The organism is Chthoniobacter sp. (assembly GCF_040003245.1).
GTDB lineage: Bacteria > Verrucomicrobiota > Verrucomicrobiia > Chthoniobacterales > Chthoniobacteraceae > Chthoniobacter.
Genome location: NZ_JBDUCX010000019.1, coordinates 11494 through 33691, shown reverse-complemented (window position 1 = coordinate 33691; position 22198 = coordinate 11494). Strand labels below are relative to the sequence as shown.

Here is a 22198-nt window from a genome sequence, read left to right as displayed (position 1 = left end):
CTAGCTCACGCGGGCGGGCACGTGGCTGAAATACGACGCGGTGAGCATGTCGGAAAGGTCGCAGCTATTCGTGTACAGTTCATCGAGCCGCGTCTTGAGAAGCGAACGCGCGGAAGCGCCCTTGGTGCCGAGATCGATGACGTCGGTCTCGACGAGCAGGCCCGCCAGTTCGCTGAACCGATTCTCCTCGGGACGCGCTTCCCCCGCGCCGGGCAACTCGGAGAAATGCTGGCCGAGCGTCTTGAACTGAAAGGCCAGCGAGCGCGGATTCGTTACATCGGTCAGGAGCAGCGCAAACGTGGTCGGCATCTCCGGACGGGCGAGGTAGCGCCGCCGGTACGTCATGTTGCTGTCGGTGTATTCGAGCAGCGGCGGCAGGGCGGCGCCGTCGGTATCGGTGGCGAGCACGGCGCGGATGTTGGCCACGAGATTGATCGCGCGCTCGAGGCGGCGGCCGATATCGAGGAAGCGCCACGCGTGGCCGCGCGTCATGTTTTCCATTTCCATGCCGCTGAAGGCCGCGAGCTGAAAGATGAGCCGGTGCAAGGCGTGGAGGATCGCCCCGGGCGTGGCGCGCGACATTGTCGCGGGGAATTCCGTGAGGAGTTGATTGAGAATGCGCCACGTATCGCCGGAAAGACGGTCGCGCACGCTGGCCGTAAGGAAGCCCACGCGGCCCAGCAATTCCCGGACCGAGCCGGGACGGTTGCGTTCGAAGACGAGCTCGCGCAATTCGGAGGCGAGTTCCGACGGTGCAAACCGCTTGCCGAAACGCGCGGGCAACTGCTCGGTGCGCGCCAGCCAGCGCGCGAGTGCCACGAGTTCCTCTTCCTCGGCCGGTCCGCCTTCACCTGCCAGCCGGCTGAGCGCGGTGCGCAGCAGGCGCGTGGTGTCTTCGAGCCGCTCGGCGTAGCGGCCGAGCCAAAAGAGATTTTCCACCACGCGGCTGGGGACATGGGTGGCGCCGGTCTCCTGGCGCGCGGGCGGGGTGGCGGGCTCGACGGTGGTGGTGGAATCCAGGGGCGTGTTGGATCGCACCCAGGTGTCCTTGCTGCCGCCCCCATAGCGGGAGGAAACGATCGGGGAATCCGCCGCGGACGAAACGCGCGTCAGTGCGCCGGGCATGACGGCAAAGCCATCGGGCGTCGCACACACATAGCAGCGCATGATGAGCGGGCGCGGCTCGGGCGCAGCGCCATTCCAAGACGGCGCAGTAGAGAGAGCGACGCTCTCCTGGCCGACGTAGGCGTGCGGGTTGGCGCGAATGCGCGCGGCCAGGTCATCGAGCTCCGCGGGGCTGAGCTTGTCGCCGAAACTCGGCTCGCCGTGGCCGCCGACAAAAGCGCGCTTGGTGACGAGCGAATTCAACGCCCAGAGCGCGTAGTTGCGTTCGCTCTCCTGGCCGCACCACCACGTCGCGACGTTCGGAATGAGCAGTTCCTCCTTGAGGAGATGCCGCGAGAGCGCGGGCAGAAAGGCGAGAATCGCCGTCGTCTCGACCACGCCCGTGCCGAGCGCGTTGGAGATGGCCACGTTGCCCGCGCGCGCGGCCTCGACGAGGCCGGGCACGCCGAGGATGGAATCCGCGCGCAGCTCCAGCGGATCGCACCAGGTATCGTCCACGCGGCGAATGATCACGTCCACGCGCTGCAACCCCTCAAGTGTTTTCAAGAAGACGCACTGGTCGCGCACGGTGAGATCGTTGCCCTCGACCAACTGGTAGCCGAGATAGCGCGCCAGATAAGCATGCTCGAAATACGTTTCCGTATACGGCCCCGGCGTGAGCAGGACGATGTTCGGCGCGCTCGTCCATGGCGCGAGCGAACGCAGCCCCGCCTTGCGCACTTGAAAGAATCCGCCAAGCCGCTGGACCTGCGATTCCCGGAATTCCTCGGGCAGCACCCGCGAAAGAATCGCGCGATTTTCCAGCGCGTAACCGACGCCGCTCGGCGCCTGCGTGCGGTCGCTCATGACCCACCACTGGCCATTGGGCGCACGCGTGAGATCGACGGCGTGCAGCGTCAGAAAGAGATCGCGCGGCGGGCGGATGCCGTGGCAGGAGCGCAGAAAGCCGGGGTTGGCGTGCAACAGCGCGGGCGGCAGCAGGCCGTCCTTCAAGAGCTGCCGCGGCCCGTAGATGTCCGCCAGCACAAGGTTCAGGAGCCGCGTGCGCTGAATGAGGCCGGTCTCCAGCCGCGCCCATTCCTCGGCGCCGATGACCAGCGGCATGACGTCCAATTCCCAAGTGCGCTCCGCGCTTTCGCCATCCGCGTGGACATTGTAGGTGACGCCATGCTGGCGCAAGAGGTCGTGGGCGCCTTCCGCGCGTTCCTTGATCCCGTCACGCCCCAGCCGCTCCAGCCCTTGCACCAGCGGCAGCCAATGCGGGCGCACCGTCCCATCCGGCGCGCGCATTTCATCGAAGACCTCGGGCCGCGGGCGATAGGCCGCCCAGACTCCAGTGGGGGCAGGCGTAACGCTAGTTTCCGTGGCTGAAGTCATTCGAAGGCAACGTACTGCATGGAGTACCGTGGAAGCAATCTTCCCGCCGATCGATCACGTGCGCAGATCGAGGGTGACGGGAAATTCGCGATTCGTCTCCGGCGGTGGCTCGACGACTTTGCCGGGCGTGTGGCCATAGGGGAAGAAGCGGTTCAGGCGGCGCGACTCAGCCTCGTAGGCGTTCACCGGGAAGGTGACGTAGCTGCGTCCTCCGGGGTGCGTGACGTGATAGGTGCACCCGCCCATGCTGCGCTGGTTCCACGTGTCGACCAGGTCGATGGTGAGCGGCGCATTGACCCCGATCGTCGGCTGCAAGCAAGTCGGCGGCTGCCACGCGCGATAGCGGATGCCGGCCACGAATTCACCCGCGACACCCGTGGGATGCAACGGCACGCGGCGCCCGTTGCACGTGACAACGTGACGGGTGTCGGTGAGCCCGCGCACTTTCACCTGCACGCGCTCCAGCGAACTATCGACATAGCGCACCGTGCCGCCGCCGCCCGGTTCCTCGCCGAGCACATGCCACGGCTCGAGCGCGGTGCGGAGCTCGATGTTCACGCCGCGCTGCGTGATCCCGCCGATGGCTGGGAATTTGAATTCGTAATGCGGCGCGAACCACGCCGGGTCGATCGGGTAGCCGCTTTCCTGGAATTCTCCGACCACGTCCTCGAAATCCTGCCACACGAAGTGCGGGAGCAGAAAACGATCGTGCAGCTCCGTGCCCCAGCGGGCCAGCTTTTGCGGCGAGTACGGTTCTTTCCAAAAACGCGCGATGGCGGCCCGCAGCAGGACGTGCTGCGCGAGGCTCATCTCGGCGTGCGGCGGCATTTCGAACGAGCGCAACTCGACCAGCCCGAGGCGGCCGGTGCTACTGTCGGGCGAGAAGAGTTTGTCGATGCTGAACTCGGCGCGGTGCGTGTTGCCGGTGACGTCGATCAGCAGGTTGCGGAAGATGCGGTCGACCAGCCACGGCGGCACCTCGCCTTTGTTGGGGATCTGCTTGAAGGCCAGCTCCAGCTCGTAAAGCGAATCGTTGCGCGCTTCGTCCACCCGCGGCGATTGCGACGTCGGGCCGATGAAGAGGCCGCTGAAGAGATAACTGAGCGACGGATGATTGTGCCAGTAGCCGAGCAGCGACTTCAGCAGATCGGGCCGGCGCAACATCGGCGAATCCGCCGGCGAGCGCCCGCCAATGACGATATGATTGCCGCCGCCGGTGCCGGTGTGGCGCCCATCGACCATGAATTTCTCCGTGCCGAGCCGCGTCTGCCGCGCCTCCTCGTAGAGCACCTTGGTATTCTTCGCGAGTTCGTCCCACGTATGCACCGGGTGCATGTTCACCTCGATGACTCCCGGATCAGGCGTGACCTTGAGCGCGTTCAGCCGCGGGTCGCGCGGCGGCGCTTCGCCCTCGACGATCACCGGCAGGCCGAGCGTGCGCGCGGTGTCTTCCACGGCGGCCACGAGATCGAGATACTCCTCCGCCGTCTGCACCGGCGGCATAAAAACATGCAACCGCCCGTTGCGCGGCTCAACGCACAGCGCAGTACGGGTGATCCACGCCGCGGATTCCTGCGGGCCGGGAATCCGGTCGGGAGCCAGCTCGCGGAGCTTGCGCGGATACGGCTCGCCCAATTCCTGCCGTCTCTGGCCGCGGCCCTGGCCGGCTTCCTGCGCGGCGGCGGTGCCGCCCACATAGCGCTGGCCCGCGCGATCCGGGCGCGGCGGCAGCGGTGGTTTTTTCAGCATCGGATCGGGGTGGATCAGCCAGGGATAATCGCCGGGCGCGACCCACGGCAGCGAATCGAGCGGCAGGCGCAGGCCCATCGGTGAATCGCCGGGAATCAGCCACAGTGTTTCATCGCGCAGGAACCACGGCCCGCTGTGCCAGTGACCGCCTTCCGCCTTGATCGGAATCGAGTAACCCACGACGGAGTTCAGCCCCTGTTCGAAAATGCGGGAGATGCGGTCGCGCTCCAGCTTGTCCTTCAAGTTCGACTTCAGCGGATCGACGTTCGCCGGCAGCCGACGCTCCTTCCACAAATAGTGGAAGACGTCTTCGTAGCCGGGCATCAGCCATTTCGGGTCCACGTCGACGAAGTCGATGAGCTTCTCGATAAACGCGCGCGCCTCCTTGGCGCCATGCCCATAGTGCTTCGATTCATCGGCAATCAGCGAGTCGTCCGTCCACACTGGCTGTCCGTCGCGGCGCCAATAGCAGCCCAGCGACCAGCGCGGGAGCTGCTCGCCCGGATACCATTTCCCCATGCCGTAGTGCAGCAGCCCGCCGGGGCCGAATTGCTTGCGCAGGCGCTTGATCAATTCCCCGGAAAGCAGGCGCTTGCGCGGGCCCACCGCGGCGAAGTTCCATTCCTCGCCATCCGGATCGTCGACGCTCACAAAAGTCGGCTCGCCACCCATGGTGAGCCGCACATCGCCAGCGGTAAGGTCCTCGTCGACCTTCTTGCCCAGCGCATCGATCGCCGCCCATTGCTCGGGCGAATACGGCTTCGTCACCCGCGGCGATTCGTGGATGCGATGGATCGACATCTCAAAGCCAAACTCCGCCTCCGATTCCTCCACCCCGCCACTGATCGGGGCGGCGCTCTGCGGATCGGGCGTCGCTGCGAGCGGGATATGCCCCTCCCCGGCGAGCAGCCCGCTCGTCGCGTCAAAGCCGATCCACCCCGCACCCGGCAGATACACCTCGCACCACGCGTGCAGGTCCGTGAAATCCTCCGTCGCCCCGCTCGGCCCATCGAGCGCTTCCTGGTCGGGCTTGAGCTGGATGAGGTAACCGCTCACAAAGCGCGCCGCGAGCCCGCAATGCCGCAGAAGCTGGCAGAGCAGCCATGCCGAATCGCGGCACGAGCCGCTCCCGCTCATCAACGTCTCCTCCGGCGTCTGCACCCCCGGCTCCATGCGGATGAGGTATTTAATGTCGTCGGTGACCGCCTGGTTGATCCCCACGAGGAAATCGATCGTCCGCGGGCGCGGGTCTTTATCCACCTCGGCCTCCGGCAGATGCGGACGTTCATGGGTATCGATCGCCACCTCCGAATGCGGCGGCTGCGCGCGCGGCACGGCCTGTTCGCCCAGCAGGGTGCGCTGGACCTTGTCCAGGTACTCCGCGAACTCCGGGGTCATCGGCCCTTTCGTCTGGTACGATTCGAGTTCATGGGCCAGCGAGGGATCGTACTCGAACGGAAACCGCGCCGCCGCCGGCTCGAGGAAGAAATCGAACGGGTTGTAAACCGACATCTCCGCCACCAGGTCCACCTCGACCTTGAACTCCTTCGTTTTCTCCGGGAAGACGAGGCGCGCGAGGTAGTTCGACTGCGGGTCCTGCTGCCAGTTGATGAAGTGGTCCTTCGGCTCGATGCGCAGCGAGTAGCTGAGAATCGGCGTGCGGCAATAAGGAGCCGGACGAAGGCGGACGACCTGCGGCCCGAGAGTGACCAGCCGGTCGTAGGTATAGTGCGTGACGTGACGAAGCGCGACGTGAATCGACATTGGCGTTTTTAAGATGACGGAACGCCAGCCAAGCCGCGTGCCAACCCTGGGCAGCACGCGAAGCCCTTGCAAGGCAGTCCCTTTGTGCACCCCTACATAACAGGTTGCCCCCACCAAAAGCAACGAGCGAATCAGGGCTCACCCCGATACCCCCACTTTTCCGGTCACGTTCGTCCGGGAAATCGCAATAAGCTGAATATGAATCAATTCTGCCATCACTGTGGATCTTCCATCCTGCTCAACGCCCGGTTCTGCTCCCACTGTGGAACTGGCGTTTTGGAAAATCCCTCCGCCGTCCTGCCTGCTCCTTCCGTGGTCCTGCCGCCGCCCTTGCCCGTCCCGCATCCGCAGCCTGCACCGCGCCCGGAGCCCTTGCCGGAGTTCCCCGTGCCGAAGCCGGGATCCCTGGACCTGAACGAGATCAGCCGCCAGGGCGACCGCAACGACGCCGCGCTCCTCTGTGTCATCGCCGGCCTGGCCATCGCGATCTTCAGCCCCATCGACCCACCCGCCTTGCGACTCCTGCCGTTGGTTGTCTATCCGCTGATTGGCTTGGGCATCTGGAAAAAATCCCGCATCGCCGCCGCCGTCGGCCTCCTCATGGGCGTGGCCAATGTCCTCATGCTCCTCGCAATAATGACCAAGATCGATCCGGCGCAGTCGAAAATCGCCATCGGTCTGCTCTTCGTCACCGGCTATTGGACCAGGGCCCTCTATCGGTCCCTGCTCGGAACATTCGCCTATCATCGGCAGAGGTCGCCGCGCTCTTGCAAATCCATCCCGGCGGCCGAAATATCGACTGCTGGCGCGGCGTGTATCTAGAATCCGTCACCTGCTCGGAAACCAACCACCCTCTCGAGACTATGTATTGCTCTCACTGTGGATCGTTAATCGCGCCCCAGGCCAGGTTCTGCACCTCCTGTGGCACCGCCGTGGCCGCGGCACCGGCGGCAGCCTCTTCCTCCTCAGCCGCCAGCCCAGTTCCCGAGGCCGTCACGATTCCCGCCGTCGCTCGGGCGCCGCTCCCGCCACCGCATCCCGCACCGGCACCCACTCCGACGCCAAAACCAGGCACTCACAAGGCCGGCCTTGGGCAAAAAGTCTTCGGCACCGTTCTCATCGCGGTCATCGGCTTCGCGATTGTCGGCGGCGTCCTGCGGATCCTCTCCCTGGCTGGGTCCGCCGCGAGTGGGCACATCGGTCCCGAACACCTCTTGCTCGTCTTCGTCATCGGCGGCGGCGCCTATTGGTTCATCAATCGACGTCGAAAAAAGAACTGACGGAGCCCATCGTCGCATGGTGAAAATATCCCGATGCCGCCGGTGACACTCATGGACCTGACCAAACGCCTCACCGGCTACGAATTAACGACGGAAACGGTGCTGGCCCCCAAACCGGACGCGCCTGCCTGGGATTCCGTGGCCGACTTCCTCCGCGAGGCGGTGGAGCGGAAAGAGATCCTTTTGCGGGTCTATTCGGTCGAGTCGCATGCCACGAAAATCGTCGTCCCCGATACCTATGCCCGGCAGCTGGATGACGTGCGACATTGGAGATTGAGTTCGGCCGCCAGCTCGCCGGCGGCCGCGCCTATCGTCGAGCCGGATCTGTCCCTGCGCGCTCTGCCCGAAGATTTCATCGCCGCGCTCGATGCATTGCCCTGTCCCGACTTGATCGAACGTCTCTATTTGATGAACGAATCCAACCCGTTGGATCCAGTCCATCAAAAGCAAACCGGCGATCCTCTTTTCGAGTCGCAAGCATCCGCCGAAGGGCACGCCGTCACCTTCTTCCGGAAAAATATCGACCCCTATGTGGGCGATGAAGTGCGGCACGAATGGGCCCACCTCGCCCGCTGGGCAATGCCCACCGAAAGCAGTAACTTCGATTTGGCCGCAGAACATGAAGGCATGAGTTACTTTCCGCGAGAGAGAGCCCGCGCGGACAAAGAAGAATACTGGTCGGTTCTGTTGGGCGAGGAAATGCTCAGCCCGGATTCAGCCCGCTTCGCAGAGCTCACCGAAAAGGCGCCTTTGCCCAGCTTGATGTTAGCGCGTGGCCTGGTGCGCATCATGGAGTCCCGTTCCACGGGCTCCGAGGCGGGCGAACTCCACGCCGCAGAAGCGCGCGCGAGAATTCGCCATGTCCTGGAGACCATCGGACCCCGACTCATCGACCAGCTGGTGAGCGAAGTGCGGAACAGCGCCCTCGCCGACATCGTCAATACCGCGGCGCGCTTGCTCATTTGCCTGGGTCAGGCCGATCGCCTCAACGACATCGCGACCTTGCAGTCGCTGAATCTTTCCGGTGATCCCATCGGTGCAGTCCTTCTCGCACCATTGGTTTCCAATCGAAACATCGACGACTTGAACTTGAGCAAGACTTACGTCGGCCTTTCTGGCTTCGCCTATTTGGAGAACCTGCCGCTCCGCCACCTTTCCCTAGCCGGCACGCGCACCACCGGATCTGCGTTGCGTGCGCTGGAACGAATCTCGACCTTGAAAATATTGGATCTCGGCGGCACCCATGTGGGCGACAACGGATTGTCGAGCCTGCGCCGGATGCCGGCGTTGCAGCACATCGACCTGCGCGGCACCGACGTCACGCCGGAAGGCGTCGCCTGGTTGCGCCAACAAATGCCACACACGACAATCGAGCTTTAGGCCGGTTCAAAAATCGATTGCACCTCAACCTCTCTCCTTCCTCTGCGTCCTCTGCGTTAAATCCCCGGCGGTCGTTCGCCAGGCTCGGCGCCGGCCTCCGATCTGGGTTACGGGCGTTGCAGCGTTCCTTCGGTCTTGTGCCAACTGAGCTGGCGACCGGATGGGAGGATATAGCTGGACGCGTATTGGACGTGCAACACGGAGGGTGATCGCAGGCGAAAGGTCCACGTTTCGCGATTCTCTCCCGTGGAGTACTGCGTCACCCGCTTGGCGACCAGCTCCCCACTTTCGATCCTGGCCTCCGTGGTCAGCGTCGTCGCCACAGCGTGCACCGGGGATGGTTGCATCTTTCCACCGCTTTCGAACGAGGCCGCCAGGGGCAATCGGGTCACGGTGCGCAGGTCATTGCTCACCGTGTATTGGTCGTCGCTTTCGCTTCGGACGATGCCAAACGCCAGCTCCTGCTTCCCTGCGGAATGGCCCCGCCAGACGCCCGCCATCACCTTCGGTTCCGCCCCGGACGCGCGGATCGTCGTGCCCAGAAGGACGACGCAGGCCAGCGGTGCGAAAGGGAGGCGAAGATCCATGAGTTGCGTTGGGCGGAGGGCAGGGGCGAATTTCGGAACACCGTCCCCATCGGCATCGCCCGGCCAGCATGACAAGCTGCGGCGCCAGAAGCGACTCTGAAATCAGTCTGGTTCCTTTCCGGCGCGCCAGGAAAAGATTGGCAAAATGGAGCGGACGGCCAAGCTCCCAGACATGGCAAACCCCGAACAGGTCGAATTGCTTAAGCAAGGCGCGGAGGCTTGGAACGAATGGCGCGAAAAGAATCCCGGGGTCCGGGTGGATCTGAGCGATACCGATTTACGCGCGCACGACCTGAGCTGGGCCAACCTGCAGGACGCCATCATGAGCCGCGTGAATTTCTGCAATGGAAAAATGTGTTACGCGATGCTGGATCGCGCAGTGCTTTGCGACGCCGATTTGCAGGGCGCCGATTTGTCTGGCTCCGATTTCGCGAAGGCCAACCTGGAAAAAGCGAATCTGGACGGCGCCCAACTCCAGGAAGCCAGTTTCAGTTGGGCCAAGCTGCAGGGGGCACGTCTTCATGGGATCAACGCTCCCGACGCCCGCTTTCTCGATGCCGACCTCGGCGGCGCGATTTTGACCGAGGCCATTCTGCCCCGTGCTCAATTCCATCGGGCAAAACTGATCAACGCGAAATTGATGAAGGCCTCGCTCGGTGAGGCCATATTTTCCGCGGCAGATCTCACTGCCGCCGATCTGAGTGACGCGCACCTGGAGGGAGCGGATTTCAGCGATGCCCATCTGCTTTGGGCGACCCTGCGCGACTCGCATTTGCAGGACGCAAAGTTGGGCGGGTCTTTCTTGAAAGACGCCACGCTCACCCGCGCGGATCTCACCGATGCCAACCTGTGCGCCGCCAACCTCACCAATGCTGATCTCAATGACGCAACCCTCCTGCGCGCCAATTTAAGCGATGCCAACCTCCATGGGACGCACCTTGTCGGCGCGCATTTGCAGCGCGCCAAGCTCGAAGGGGCTTTGCTCGTTGAAACCGATTTTACCGGGGCCGATCTCAGCGACTGCTCTGTCTTCGGCGTATCGGTCTGGAAGGCCCAGTTGGCACGGGCCACCCAGACCAACCTTTTGATTACCGACTTCAATGAACCCGCCGTTCGGGTCGATAATCTGGAAGTCGCCCAGTTCGTTTACCTCCTGCTCAACCACAAAAAGTTGCGCGATATTATCACTACCGTCGGCGAGCGCGGCGTCCTCTTGCTGGGCCGCTTCATACCGGAACGCAAAGTGATTCTGGACGCGATTGCCGATAAGTTGCGGGAGCTGGGCTATCTGCCCTTCCAATTTGATTTCGCGCCGATCCCCGATCGCGACTACACGGAAACGATTATGACGATGGCCAGCTTGTCGAAGTTTGTCATCGCCGACATTACCCAGCCTAAGTCCGTCCCCCAGGAGACCCAGGCGATCGTTCCCAACTTCAAGATTCCGTTTGTCCGGATCATCCAGGAAGGGGAACCGCCTTGGTCGATGGCTGGAGACCTGGATACGTTTCCTTGGGTTATCAAACAAGTCCTCAGGTATCAGGATAAGGACCATTTGGTGGCGAATCTCAAGGTGCTCATTGACCTCGCCGAAGCCGTGCACCAGCAGCTGACGCGACAGAAAGCACAGCACGTCGTGGAAACGATATCCATTGATCAAGTAGTCAACTCCTGAAGCACCGTAAAAGGCCACCACCTGATTCCTCGGCACCTGCTGCTATTTCATTTCCAACTCAGGATAACCTCCTTGCGCTACTCCCGCCCTTCCTTCCCTTCTCCCATCTTCGCTCTGTTGGTGCTCATGGCCTCCCTTGTGGCCCCCGGCCTGGCCGCGCCGCCCGAACTGGTCCTCTTCAATGGCAAAAACACCGACGGCTGGCGTCCACCTCTGGGAACCTGGTCGGCCGTGGCCTCGGTCTCGCTCAATGCGGGCGCTCCCCGCGATTTCACCGCCGCGCCCGGCGAGGGTATCCTGCTCAATAGCGCCACCGGCCGGACCAGCAATCTCCTCAGCGTCCCCGAATTTGCCGACGTCGAGGCGCACATCGAATTCTGCCTTCCACGCGGCTCCAATTCCGGCATCTACTTCATGGGCCGCTACGAAGTGCAGATCTTCGAAAGCTGGGGCGTCCAGGACCTCCAGTACACCGATTGCGGCGGCATCTACGCCCGGTGGAACAAGGAGGAAAAGCGCAAGTTCGAGGGCCACGCCCCGCGGGTGAATGCGAGCAAACCCGCCGGCGAATGGCAGACCTTCGATATCGTCTTCCGCGCCCCCCGCTTCGACGCCGCCGGCCACAAAACCGAAAACGCCCGCTTCCTCAAAGTCGTCCACAACGGCGTCACCATTCACGAAAACGTGGAAGTCACCGGCCCCACCAACGCCGCCGCTTTCGCCGACGAAAAACCCCTCGGCCCCCTCATGCTCCAGGGCGACCACGGCCCCGTCGCCTTCCGTAACCTCCGCATCACGCCCTCCGACTCGCAGACCCCCTAGGAACAGATGCAGAGAATGGCGATGACGTGAGACCGGTCGCCGGGCTCGGCGACGGTGCCAAGCCCCGATCCAGTTACTGGCGTTGCAGCGTTCCTTCGGTCTTGGGCCCACTGAACTGGCTGCCGGCGCGGTCGATAAAACTGGACGCGTATTGGACGTGCAACGCGGAGGAGATCGCAGGCGAAAGGTCCACGTTTCGCGATTCTCTCCCGTGGAGTACTGCGTCACCCGCCTGGCGACCAGTTCCCCATTCTCGATCCTGGCTTCCGTGGTCAGCGTCGTCGGCACGGTGGGCCGAGATGAACGGGCCGGCGAGATTCTCTAACAGTCCTTGAAGAGTCGTGCCCCGCCCTCCGGAGGTCGTCCCCGGGGCGCGCAATTTTTGGGTTTTGGCCGGTAAAAATGAGGAAACATTGAACCTGCGTTAAAGCTGGTTTTCCCGACGCCGGGCTTGCGACCCCGGGGCGCAACCGCTAGCCGCTAGGGATGCGCCGGTTCCTTTTCCCCCTGCTCCTGCTGCTCACCGCCCTGCTGCTGGCTCCACTGGTCGCGTTGCGCGCCGCGGAAACCAACCCTGCGAAACCGAATGTCCTGCTGATTATCCTGGAGGATTGGGGACCTTATCTGCACTGCTACGGTGAGACGGAGATCTACACCCCGAATCTCGATCAATTGGCCTCCGAGGGTCATCTTTACCGGAACTGCTTTAGCAGTGGCCCGGTCTGTTCCGTCGGCCGCTCGACACTCATGGTTGGCCTGAGCCAATACACGACACATACCGAACAACATCGGACCGCGCCCGATCAAAAACCGGACTTGCCCCAGGGAGTGCAGTCCCTCCCCGACCTCTTTCGCAGCGCTGGCTACTTTACCGCCCTAGGCTGCGGCTACTCCAGAAAGGTGGATCTTAACTTCAAGTTTGATGAAAAGGTTTCCTATCAAGGCAAGGACTGGAGCGAACGCCCACCGGGCCAGCCTTTCTATGCCCACCTGACCCTGATGCAAACGCATCGCTCCTGGAAGGGGGACAAGCAACGGCCGATCGATCCCCAGTTGGTCACTTTGCCCTTGTGGTATCCAGACACGCCGTTGACTCGCAAGGACTGGGCGCTGGGCTTGGAAAGCGCCCAGACGTCCGACCGCGACATCGGCGACATCGTCGCCCGGTTAAAAAAGGACGGCCTCTACGACAACACGATCATCGTGATTACCTCCGACCATGGTGTTGCGCTGCCGCGGGCCAAACAATTCATCTACGACGAAGGCCTGCATATCCCGCTCATCATTCACTATCCCGCCCGCGTTGCCCCGGGCGCTATCTCCGGGGAGTTGGTCACGAATCTGGATTTCGTCCCCACCATTCTCGATCTCGCCGGAATGCCCCGGCCCGCCTATTTGCAAGGCCGCTCGCTGGTGGATCCGAACCAGAAGGAGCCCGCATATATCTTCGGCGGGCGGGATAAGATGGACGACACGCACGATGCCTGCCGGACCGCACGTTCGCACGATTTCCGATACATCCTGAACCTCATGCCGGAGCGCGCTTACTGCCAGTTCAACCAATACAAGGAACAACAATATCCGGGATTGGCCGTGCTGAACGTGCTGCATCTGCAGGGCAAACTGCCGCCGGAACAGGACGCCTTCATGAAGGAAAAGAAGCCGGCCGAAGAGTTATACGACATCCGGAAGGACCCGAGTGAAGTGCACAACCTGGCGGACAACCCCGAGTACTCGGCCACGCTCAACGAATGCCGTAGCCATTTGGCGAAATGGCGCACCGCGGTCGGCGACACCGGCGTGACCCCGGAATTTCGCGCGGGTGGTTGGCCCGGCATCTATCCCACCCGCCCCCTCGAGGAATGGCTCAGCATCGAGTCCATGTGGGAGAATCACATCTTACATGGCAGCGTGAAACCCGAGATTCCCCGTCCCCCGCAATTCTTCCCCGAGACCAAATACCCTAAGCCGGAAAAATAAATCCCATCCGGGACTCGGTTGAGATCGGCTGGGATTCTGTCCGCCTATGGTGCTTTCCTCATTTGAATTCCGGTGGAATCTCGCTGAGGTGTGCGCCGTGCTGGATGCAGCCACGCCCGGCACTGGCCCCTCTTATGAACGAAACAGCCACAAAGCAGTGTCCCCTCTGCCGGGAGTCGATTCAGGACGACGCCCGGAAGTGCCCTCATTGCCATCACTATCTCAAAAGATGGTCGCTGGCACTGTATCATCCCCTCATCGGCGCCATCCCTTTTTTGCTTCTGCTGGCGGGTTCGATTTGCTTTTTAGCGAGAGTCTTCGATCGCGGCGAAAGCTTTGGACCCTATAGTCCTCAGGTCCATATTCTGGAGTCGCAAATGGAATTCGGAGAGATCGCCAAGGAACCTACCGTGGTGGTGGTCGGGACGATTCAGAATGATAGTCCGATCGTCTGGAAGGATCTGCGCTTGGAAGTTCAGTACCTGAATAGCGCGAAGAAAGTATTCGATGCCAAACCGTCATTGGAGTACTCGACCTTCATCCTTCCCCACGGCAGTTCTGCCTTCAAGATTTCGCAGCGTCGAGAGTTCCCAAGGGAGGAATATCAATCATACGTCGTGCGCGTTCTCTGGGCTCGTGACGGGCACGCCTGGCCCTAAAGGAGCACATTCCGGGTCAGATCTCCTCCCCACATGGGGCCGGAGCAAGGGACTCGTTGGAGAGCCTGTCTCGACTCCGTCCGCCAGGTGACGGGCAACCGTGTGCGGCCGTTCTCTTCAACGCTTCGTCAGTTCCGCCGCCACCAATTCCGCGATGCGTTTGGCCCCGGCTTCGTTGGGATGCACCGTATCGGGAAACCAACTGTGATTTCCGAGCAGCGGGGCGTGCAAATCGATCCACGGAATGCCCGTGATCTGCGCCGCCTTTTTGACCCCGGGAAGGACTCCATCGCGAAGCACGTCTTCCGTAATCCCCCAATTCCCGGGAAAGGCCGGCGGCGGCAGACACGCCCACACTTGGGGGTGGTTCGGCAGGGCTTGGAAAGCCCGGATCATCGCCACGTAGTCGTCCGTGAATTCGCCCTGATGCGCACCCCAGATCGCCGTCTTGGAATCGTTGGTCCCCAGCGCGATGATCACGACGTCGGGCGCAAATTGCAAGGCACCGCCGTAGTCAAAGGGGTCTGCTTTCCGGAGCAGGGTGCGTCCGCCCACGCCGAAATTGTGCACCACCCAATCTTTCCCCAGAAGGGTTTGCAAGCGCGCGGGATAGCTGTCCTCCTCCGGATGCTGCGTCCCCACCCCTTGGGTGATACTGTCTCCCACGCAAGCCACGCGGATCGGATGGCCGAAAGCGGCCGGATCGAGCGCCGTGCTCTTCAACGGGACGAGGGCGAGCATAGTACAGAGAAGAGCAAGCGGGAGTCGCAGAGAGGTCATCTTATCGGTATAGCCCACGGCACAATGCGGGTGGAGCCATTTAAAAGTGTCGCCTCAAGACCACCGGGCGCTTTTCATTTCGCTCGCCGCGCATTTCCACCTCGCCTCCACTTCCGCCGCGTCCCATCGCTTTCCCCAAAAGCAATCAAGCCACCCACCGAAGTTCTCCATGCTCCAGCCTCATCAACGTGCCGCCCAGATCCCGAACGAACCGGGCGTGAGCTGGCTGGCGTTTCTCGGCGGGCGATTTGTCGAAGCGAGCGGGGACTTCGCCGTGGTCGTGCAGCGCATGGCCCAGAGCCCCACGCACTCCGACCTGGAAGGATTGATCGAGCTTTCGTCGGGGGGATCATTGCCCGTCGTTTATGCGTTCACGGGCGTGCTAAAACTGGAATTTCGCGAGATCTCCCTTCAGCAAACGCATCCCGAGAAACGCTGGGACGGCCAGCTTTCCGAGAACGGCCGGGTGATGACGCTGCACGAGGCGGGGAGGACGAAGGCCATTCACCTCGTGCACGAAATGACGCTGGAGCAATTCCTGTAACTTCTACCGGAATAGGCAGTTCCAGAGCCCTGGCGGGCGCCGGCAGAGCAATGCGCTTGCAAGTGACGCGGGAATACGCATCCTCTGCCGCCCGATGATCCCGGTGTTATTGCCGACCTTAACCGAATAGCATGCGTATCTTGGTCGCGGACGACGAGCCATTCATTGCGGATCTTCTCGCGATGCTTTTGAAAGCCAGGGGTCACTCGGCGAAGACGGTGCTCGACGGGCAGGCGGCCCTCGACGCATTTCGCGGGGAGCCGTTCGATTTGGTCATCACGGACCTTTCCATGCCCAAAATCAACGGTTTGATTCTGGCCCGGGAAATCAAAGCCCTGAATCCGTCCCAACCCATTGCGCTCCTGACCGGCTCCACCGACGACAGCGTGACTCATCCCCACATCGACTTCCTCCTCGCCAAGCCAGTGGAGCTGGCCAGGCTCACGGCTGTCCTGGCCCAGGTGGAGTCTCAGCGAAAATAAGGGCTGCCGGAGCGAAGACGCCGGCCGGTGATAAACGGAATTTCCCGACGCCGGGCTTGCGGGGCCGGGGCGCAACCGCTAGCCGCTAGGGATGCGCCGGTTCCTTTTCCCCCTGCTCCTGCTGCTCGCCACCGTTTTGCGCGCGCAAGAATACGATGTCCTCGTCTACGGCGCCACGCCCAGTGGCATCGCCGCCGCCATCGCCGCCGCCAGGGATGGCGAGCGCGTCTTGCTCGTCGAGCCCTCCCGCCGCATCGGCGGCATGATGACCAACGGCCTCTCCCACACCGACATCCGCACGCTGGAAGGGATGAACGGCGCCTACCTCGATTTCGCCCGCCGCGTCGTGGCCTACTACACCGCGACCTACGGTGCGGACTCGCCGCAGGTGCGCGACAGCTTCCACGGCATCCAATTCGAGCCCAAAATCGCCCTCGCCACCTTCGAGAAGATGCTCGCCGAGCAGCCGAAGATCGTGGTGCAGAAGGAATGGTATCTCGACGGTACGAAATCGAGCAGCAACGGCGACGGCGAAGGCCCGGCCACCTCGAAGGCGGTGGAGATCGCGCTCTTCTTCGATGGCGACGGCGCCTATCACTCGGTCGCCGCGCACTACTTCATCGATGCCACTTACGAGGGCGACCTCGCCGGGTGCGCGCGCGCCGCTTATCGCGTGGGGCGGGAAGCGGGCAGCGAGTTCGGCGAATCCCTCGCGCCCGATGAGGCGGACGATCAATTGCAGGCCTTCAACTTCCGCCTCTCCATGACCAAGAACCCGGCCAACCGCGTCCCTGTTGCGGAACCGCCCGGCTATCTCCGCGACGAATTCGTCGACTTGCTCGCCCTGCTCCTCGACGGCCGCATCCACGGCGTCTTCAGCATGAAGCCCACCGAGCTCATCAAGGCCCAGGGCCCGCTGCCGAATGACAAATACGACATCAACGATATGTCGAAGGGCCTCGTGCGGCTCTCGCTCCCGGGCGAGAACGACGGCTGGCCGGAGGGTGAATCGGGCTTCGCCGCGCGCGTGGTGCAGCACGGGGCGATCGCCCCTTTCTCGCGCACCGGTCTGCGGCAGTCGCGCGACCGCGTTTTCGACGAGCATCTGCGCTGGGACGTGGGGCTCATCTACTTTTTGCAGAACGACGAGGCGGTGCCGCCGAAGTTCCGCGAGGAAGCCCGCGAGTGGGGCTGGTGCAAGGACGAGTTTCTCGAGAGCAGCCACCTGCCCATGGAGCTCTACGTGCGCGAAGGCCGCCGCGTGACCGGCGAATATGTCTTCACCGAAAAGGACACCGATTGCGCGCCCGACGACGCCCGCACCGTTTTGCACAAGGACGCCATCGCCATGGGCGACTACGGCCCGAATTGCCACGGCACCTCGCACCAGGGCTCGCGCTTCGGCGGCCACCACACGGGCGAATTCTACAAGACGGTCGCTCCTTACCAGATCCCGTTTGGCGTGCTCGTGCCGAAAGGCTTCGAAAACCTGCTCGTCACCTGCGCGGTCAGTTCTTCCCATGTGGGCTATTGCGCCCTCCGCCTGGAGCCCATCTGGATGTCGCTCGGTGAAGCCGCCGGGCACGCCGCGCATCTCGCCCGGCGCAAACATGGCATCCTGCAGACCGTCTCCATTCCCAAGATCCAGGAGCTGCTCCACGCCGAGGGCGGGGCGACGATTTACGTGAGCGACGTGCTGCCGGGCAGCCCGGATTTCGCCGTCGTGCAATGGTGGGGCACCGCCGGCGGCCTGCACGGCCTCGCTCCCACCCCGGCGAAGCCCGGCCAGCGCGGCCAGAATCTCTTCAGCCAATACTACGAGACCTTCCCCGGCCACGCCGCGGAACTCGACAAGCCGCTCGATACGGACCTCGCCACGCGCTGGCAAAAGCTGGCCGGCGATCTCGGCGTCGATGCCGCGCTGTTGCCGAAGGCCGATGGCAAGACGACCCGCGGCGCGTGGCTCCGTGCGGCGTGGGCGGGCCGGCCGAGCTGATCGCCACGGGCGACCGCCTGGTTTTCGGCCTCCATTGGCCCAGTTGGCTCCATGGGCTTAGTTGGCTCCATTGGCTCCATTGTTGAATTTGGCTCTTTTTCCGCCAAAAACCGTCATTCATTCAGTGTAGAGTCGCGGTCCTGTTTATTTTGCATGTCCCCGATTTCCTATCCACCTGACCTCCCGATCAGCGCACGCCGCGAGGAGATCGTCGCGGCTCTGCGCGCGCATCAGGTCGTGGTCGTGGCCGGCGAAACGGGTTCGGGCAAGACGACACAGCTGCCCAAGATGTGTCTCGATGCCGGGCTCGCCGTGCGCGGCCGCATTGGCTGCACGCAGCCACGGCGCGTCGCCGCGTTGAGCGTCTCGCGGCGCGTGGCCGAGGAGCTCGGCGTCACGTGGGGACGCGAGGTCGGCTGCAAGATGCGCTTCAACGACGACACCAGTCGCGACACGCGGATCAAGTTCATGACCGACGGCATCCTCCTCGCGGAAATCCAATCGGACCCGATGCTCCGCGCCTACTCCGCGCTGATCCTGGACGAAGCGCACGAGCGTTCGCTGAACATCGACTTCCTCCTCGGCTATTTGCAGGGGTTGCTCCGCCAACGCGGCGACCTCAAGCTCATCATCACGTCCGCAACGATCGACACGGAGGCGTTTTCGAAAGCCTTCGGCGGCGCGCCGATCATCGAGGTCTCCGGCCGGCTCTGGCCCGTGGAGATTCGCTATGCGCCGATCGAGAGCCACGCCCGGCCGGAAGAACGCGCCGACGAACTCAGCCACATCGAGGCCGCGGTGCGCGCGACGGAAGACGCGATGATCGAGTCGGACACGGGCGATGTCCTCGTCTTCATGCCGACCGAGCGCGACATCCGCGACACGCGGGAAATGCTCGAAGGCAGCCTCGGCGCTGGTTTCGAGGTGATCGGGCTTTTCGGTCGCATGCCCGCCGCCGAGCAGCAGCGCATCTTCGCGCCGGGTCCGCGCCGCCGCGTGATCGTGGCCACGAATATCGCGGAGACTTCGCTCACCCTGCCGCGCATTCGCTACGTCATCGACGCCGGCCTCTCCCGCATGAGCCGCTACAATCCGCGCACGCGCACCAAGCGCCTGCCGGTCGAGGACATTTCGCAAAGCAGCGCCAACCAGCGCGCCGGGCGGGCGGGGCGCGTGCAGGACGGCACCTGCATCCGGCTCTATGCCGAGGAAGATTTCGCGCAGCGCCCGCGCTTCACGCAGCCGGAAATCCAGCGGGCGAATCTCGCGGAAGTCATCCTGCGCATGAAGGCGTTCGGGCTCGGCGATATCGAGACGTTCCCTTTTCTCAATCCACCCGTCACCGCCGCCATTCGCGCCGGCTACACGCTGCTCCACGAACTCGGTGCGCTCAATGATGGCAACGAACTGACCGCGCTCGGCCACGAGCTCGCGCGGCTCCCCATCGATCCCACGCTCGGCCGCATGCTCCTCCAGGCGCGGCACGAGAAGGTGCTGCCGGAAATGCTGATCATCGCTGCCGGCCTCAGTGTCCCCGATCCGCGCGAGCGCCCGGAGGATGCCAGGGAAGCCGCCGCGGCGGCGCACAAGGCCTTCGCCGATCCCGACTCGGATTTCCTTTCGCTCCTCAATATCTGGCGCGCCGCGCCCGAGGCCGAGACGCGCGGCGGCGGCAATGCGCTCCGCCGTTTCTGCAAGGCCAACTTCCTCTCCGTGTCGCGCATGCGCGAATGGCGCGACATTTACCGCCAGCTCGCCGATGCCGTGGACGAAGAATCACCCGCCAAGGCGAACAAGAAACCCGATGCCGTCAATTATCCCGCCATTCACCGCGCGATCCTCACCGGCCTGCTCGGCCAGATCGCGCTGCGGCAGGAGAAGAATACTTATAAGGCGTCCGGCGAGCGCATCGTCACGCTTTTCCCCGGCTCGAACCTCTACGAGCGCCGCGACAAGCCGAAGAAAGGAGCCGCGCCCGGGAAACCGGCGGACAAGAGCCGGCAACCGCCATGGATTGTGGCCGGCGAGATCGTGGAAACCTCGATGCTCTTTGCCCGCATGGTGGCGGGGATCAATCCCGAATGGGTCATCGAGCTCGGCGCGCATCTCTGCACCTTTCGCTACACCGAGCCGCACTGGAGCGCGAAAGCCGGACGCGTGCTCGTGCTGGAGCGCGTGCTGGTCAGCGGATTGGAAATCGCCCGACGGAATGTGGATTTCGGCCGCATCGATCCGGTGAAGGCCACCGAGCTGTTCATTCGTGGGGCGCTCGTCGCCGAGGAAGCGCGCATCCCGCTCCATTTCTTTGTCGAGAACGCCAAGGTGCGCGACAAGATCGAAACCGCTCTCACCCGCGTCCGCAGCCGGCGGGCGCACGACCTGGAGGAGTCGCTCTATCAGTTCTACGCCGCTCGCATTGAAAACGTGTCCTCGGTCCACGATCTCAACCGCCTGGTGCGCGAGCGTATTACCCGCACGCCGGATTTCCTCTGCGCCACCGAGGCCGATCTCATCGGCGACGACGAGGCCACGTACGACCGCACGCTCTTTCCCGATCAAGTCTCGCTCGGCAACACCGCCTTACCGGTCACGTATGCCTACACGCCCGGCCACGAGGCGGATGGCGTCACCGTGCGCGTGCCGTTGCCCGTAGCCGCGCAACTTACCACCGGCCAGATCCAGTGGATGGTCCCGGGGTTGCGCGAAGAACAGATCGGCGTGCTGCTGCGCGCGCTGCCCAAGACCGTGCGCAAGACGCTCATGCCGCTGGAACCGAAGATCCGCGAGATCGCCGCGGAATTTCAACCGGAACGCGCCGACTTTCTCACCGCGCTGGCCGACTTTCTCTCGCGCAAGTATCGCGTGCCCGTACGGGCGGAAGATTGGCCGCCGCAAAGCCTCCCCGCGCATTTGCAGCCACGCGTCGAGGTCGTCGATCGTGGCAACAAGACCGTCGCCGCGGGCCGCGATCTCAAGGCCATTAATCTGCAAGTCGAGAATCACGATGTGCGCTCGGAAGGATGGGAAAGGGCCGTCGGGCAATGGGAGCAGCGAGCCATCACGACTTGGTCCATGGGCGATCTGCCCGAGTCCGTCGTCGTCGAAGAAGTCGGCGGTGCGCCGCTGCTCGCCTATCCCGGCCTGGTGCTGCGGGAGAACGAGGTGGATGTGCGGCTCTTTCGCAAGCGGGAGGAAGCCGAGCGCTCTTCCGGGAAAGGCGTGCGGCATCTGGCCGAGCTCGTCCTCGCCCGCGATCTGAGCCGCCTTTGGAAGGACCTCAACGGCCTGGCCAAACATCTTCCCACGAGCGCCCCGAAACAGGCCGCCCACTTTCACTCCGCGCTCCACCAAATCAGCGTGCAGCTCCAGCCCGCAGCCGCAGCCTTCGCTACTCCGGAAGTACTCCAGAAGTCCGCCTACGAGCACCTGCTCGCGCACGTGCTCCAGCTCAGCCCGATCTTCCCACTTACGGAAGCGCGCTTCGTCGCCCTGGCGGAATCCGCCCGTCGCGAATTACCCGCGCTGACTTATCAACTCGGCGAGCGCGTCCGGCAGATTTTCGATCTGCGGCAGAAGATGCTCGCCTCCTCGAAGCGCTATCCCGCTTTCGACGCGGATCTGCAACGCCTCCTCCCCGCCGACTTTCTTGCCCGCACCCCGCACGCACAACTGCCTCACCTCTTCCGCTACCTCCGTGCCATCCAGATCCGTGCCGAACGCGCCGAGGTCAGTCCCGCCAAGGATGCCGAGAAGGCAAAGCAACTCCTGCCCTTCGCGAAATGGGAAAACCACGTGCCCGAACCCCAGCGCGAAGCCTTTCGCTGGATGCTGGAAGAATTTCGCGTCTCGCTCTTCGCCCAGGAACTCGGCACCGCCCAGCCCGCCTCCGCCCAGCGCTTGAAGGTGCTGGGGGGGTTCTAGCCGTTCGGCCAGTAGCGAAGCGCCGGAACAACACGCCGTCATTCTGAGCCTGCGAAGAACCTCTGAATTCTGCCTTT

General features: G+C 63.3%; 15 protein-coding genes. 11 read left to right on the top strand and 4 right to left on the bottom strand.

From position 1 onward, the window contains the following. Both ABJF10_RS04160 and ABJF10_RS04155 read right to left on the bottom strand, forming a co-directional pair. Positions 1-2502 carry a circularly permuted type 2 ATP-grasp protein gene (locus ABJF10_RS04160; protein WP_348543260.1) on the bottom strand — a complete coding sequence of 834 codons (2502 nt, stop codon included), beginning with the start codon at positions 2500-2502 and terminating at the stop codon, positions 1-3. A 54-nt stretch (positions 2503-2556) separates the two neighbouring features. After that, on the bottom strand, positions 2557-6015 hold the full coding sequence (locus ABJF10_RS04155) for a transglutaminase family protein (protein ID WP_348543259.1): 3459 nt from the start codon (positions 6013-6015) through the stop codon (positions 2557-2559). A gap of 276 nt (positions 6016-6291) precedes the next feature. On the opposite strand from ABJF10_RS04155, the gene ABJF10_RS04150 reads away from it, so the two are divergent. The 3 genes from ABJF10_RS04150 (at position 6292) to ABJF10_RS04140 (ending at position 8675) form a co-directional block, all read left to right on the top strand. After that, positions 6292-6837, top strand: coding sequence for a hypothetical protein (locus ABJF10_RS04150; protein WP_348543258.1), 546 nt, complete (start codon positions 6292-6294; stop codon positions 6835-6837). 110 nt (positions 6838-6947) lie between these two features. Then, entirely contained in the window at positions 6948-7295 is a 348-nt protein-coding gene (locus ABJF10_RS04145; RefSeq protein ID WP_348543257.1) for a hypothetical protein, read from the top strand. Positions 7296-7328: 33 nt separating this feature from the next. Continuing rightward, complete coding sequence (locus ABJF10_RS04140) at positions 7329-8675, top strand: hypothetical protein (protein ID WP_348543256.1); 1347 nt, start codon at positions 7329-7331, stop codon at positions 8673-8675. A gap of 107 nt (positions 8676-8782) precedes the next feature. Here the strand turns inward: ABJF10_RS04140 and ABJF10_RS04135 are convergent, their stop codons facing one another. Beyond that, complete coding sequence (locus ABJF10_RS04135; RefSeq protein ID WP_348543255.1) at positions 8783-9262, bottom strand: hypothetical protein; 480 nt, start codon at positions 9260-9262, stop codon at positions 8783-8785. 172 nt (positions 9263-9434) lie between these two features. Between ABJF10_RS04135 and ABJF10_RS04130 the strand changes: the two genes are divergently transcribed. From ABJF10_RS04130 to ABJF10_RS04115, 4 genes are all read left to right on the top strand, one after another. Continuing rightward, entirely contained in the window at positions 9435-10937 is a 1503-nt protein-coding gene (locus ABJF10_RS04130) for a pentapeptide repeat-containing protein (protein ID WP_348543254.1), read from the top strand. A 72-nt stretch (positions 10938-11009) separates the two neighbouring features. Beyond that, positions 11010-11759, top strand: coding sequence for a DUF1080 domain-containing protein (locus ABJF10_RS04125; RefSeq protein ID WP_348543253.1), 750 nt, complete (start codon positions 11010-11012; stop codon positions 11757-11759). Positions 11760-12245: 486 nt separating this feature from the next. Continuing rightward, the gene (locus ABJF10_RS04120) at positions 12246-13739 is read left to right on the top strand and encodes a sulfatase (protein ID WP_348543252.1); all 1494 of its coding nucleotides are present in this window, start codon (positions 12246-12248) and stop codon (positions 13737-13739) included. Between the two features lie 134 nt (positions 13740-13873). Further along, positions 13874-14398 carry a hypothetical protein gene (locus ABJF10_RS04115; RefSeq protein ID WP_348543251.1) on the top strand — a complete coding sequence of 175 codons (525 nt, stop codon included), beginning with the start codon at positions 13874-13876 and terminating at the stop codon, positions 14396-14398. 117 nt (positions 14399-14515) lie between these two features. On the opposite strand, the gene ABJF10_RS04110 is transcribed toward ABJF10_RS04115, so the two are convergent. Beyond that, positions 14516-15139, bottom strand: a complete 624-nt coding sequence (locus tag ABJF10_RS04110; protein WP_348543250.1) for a GDSL-type esterase/lipase family protein — start codon at positions 15137-15139, stop codon at positions 14516-14518. Positions 15140-15347: 208 nt separating this feature from the next. On the opposite strand from ABJF10_RS04110, the gene ABJF10_RS04105 reads away from it, so the two are divergent. From ABJF10_RS04105 to hrpA, 4 genes are all read left to right on the top strand, one after another. Then, positions 15348-15722 carry a hypothetical protein gene (locus ABJF10_RS04105; protein WP_348543249.1) on the top strand — a complete coding sequence of 125 codons (375 nt, stop codon included), beginning with the start codon at positions 15348-15350 and terminating at the stop codon, positions 15720-15722. A 131-nt stretch (positions 15723-15853) separates the two neighbouring features. Then, positions 15854-16204, top strand: coding sequence for a response regulator (locus ABJF10_RS04100; RefSeq protein ID WP_348543248.1), 351 nt, complete (start codon positions 15854-15856; stop codon positions 16202-16204). A 91-nt stretch (positions 16205-16295) separates the two neighbouring features. Beyond that, positions 16296-18200 carry an FAD-dependent oxidoreductase gene (locus ABJF10_RS04095; protein ID WP_348543247.1) on the top strand — a complete coding sequence of 635 codons (1905 nt, stop codon included), beginning with the start codon at positions 16296-16298 and terminating at the stop codon, positions 18198-18200. Between the two features lie 153 nt (positions 18201-18353). Beyond that, positions 18354-22121: an ATP-dependent RNA helicase HrpA gene (hrpA, locus tag ABJF10_RS04090; RefSeq protein WP_348543246.1), complete on the top strand. Its 3768-nt coding sequence runs from the start codon at positions 18354-18356 to the stop codon at positions 22119-22121. The last annotated feature ends 77 nt before the right edge of the window (positions 22122-22198 follow it).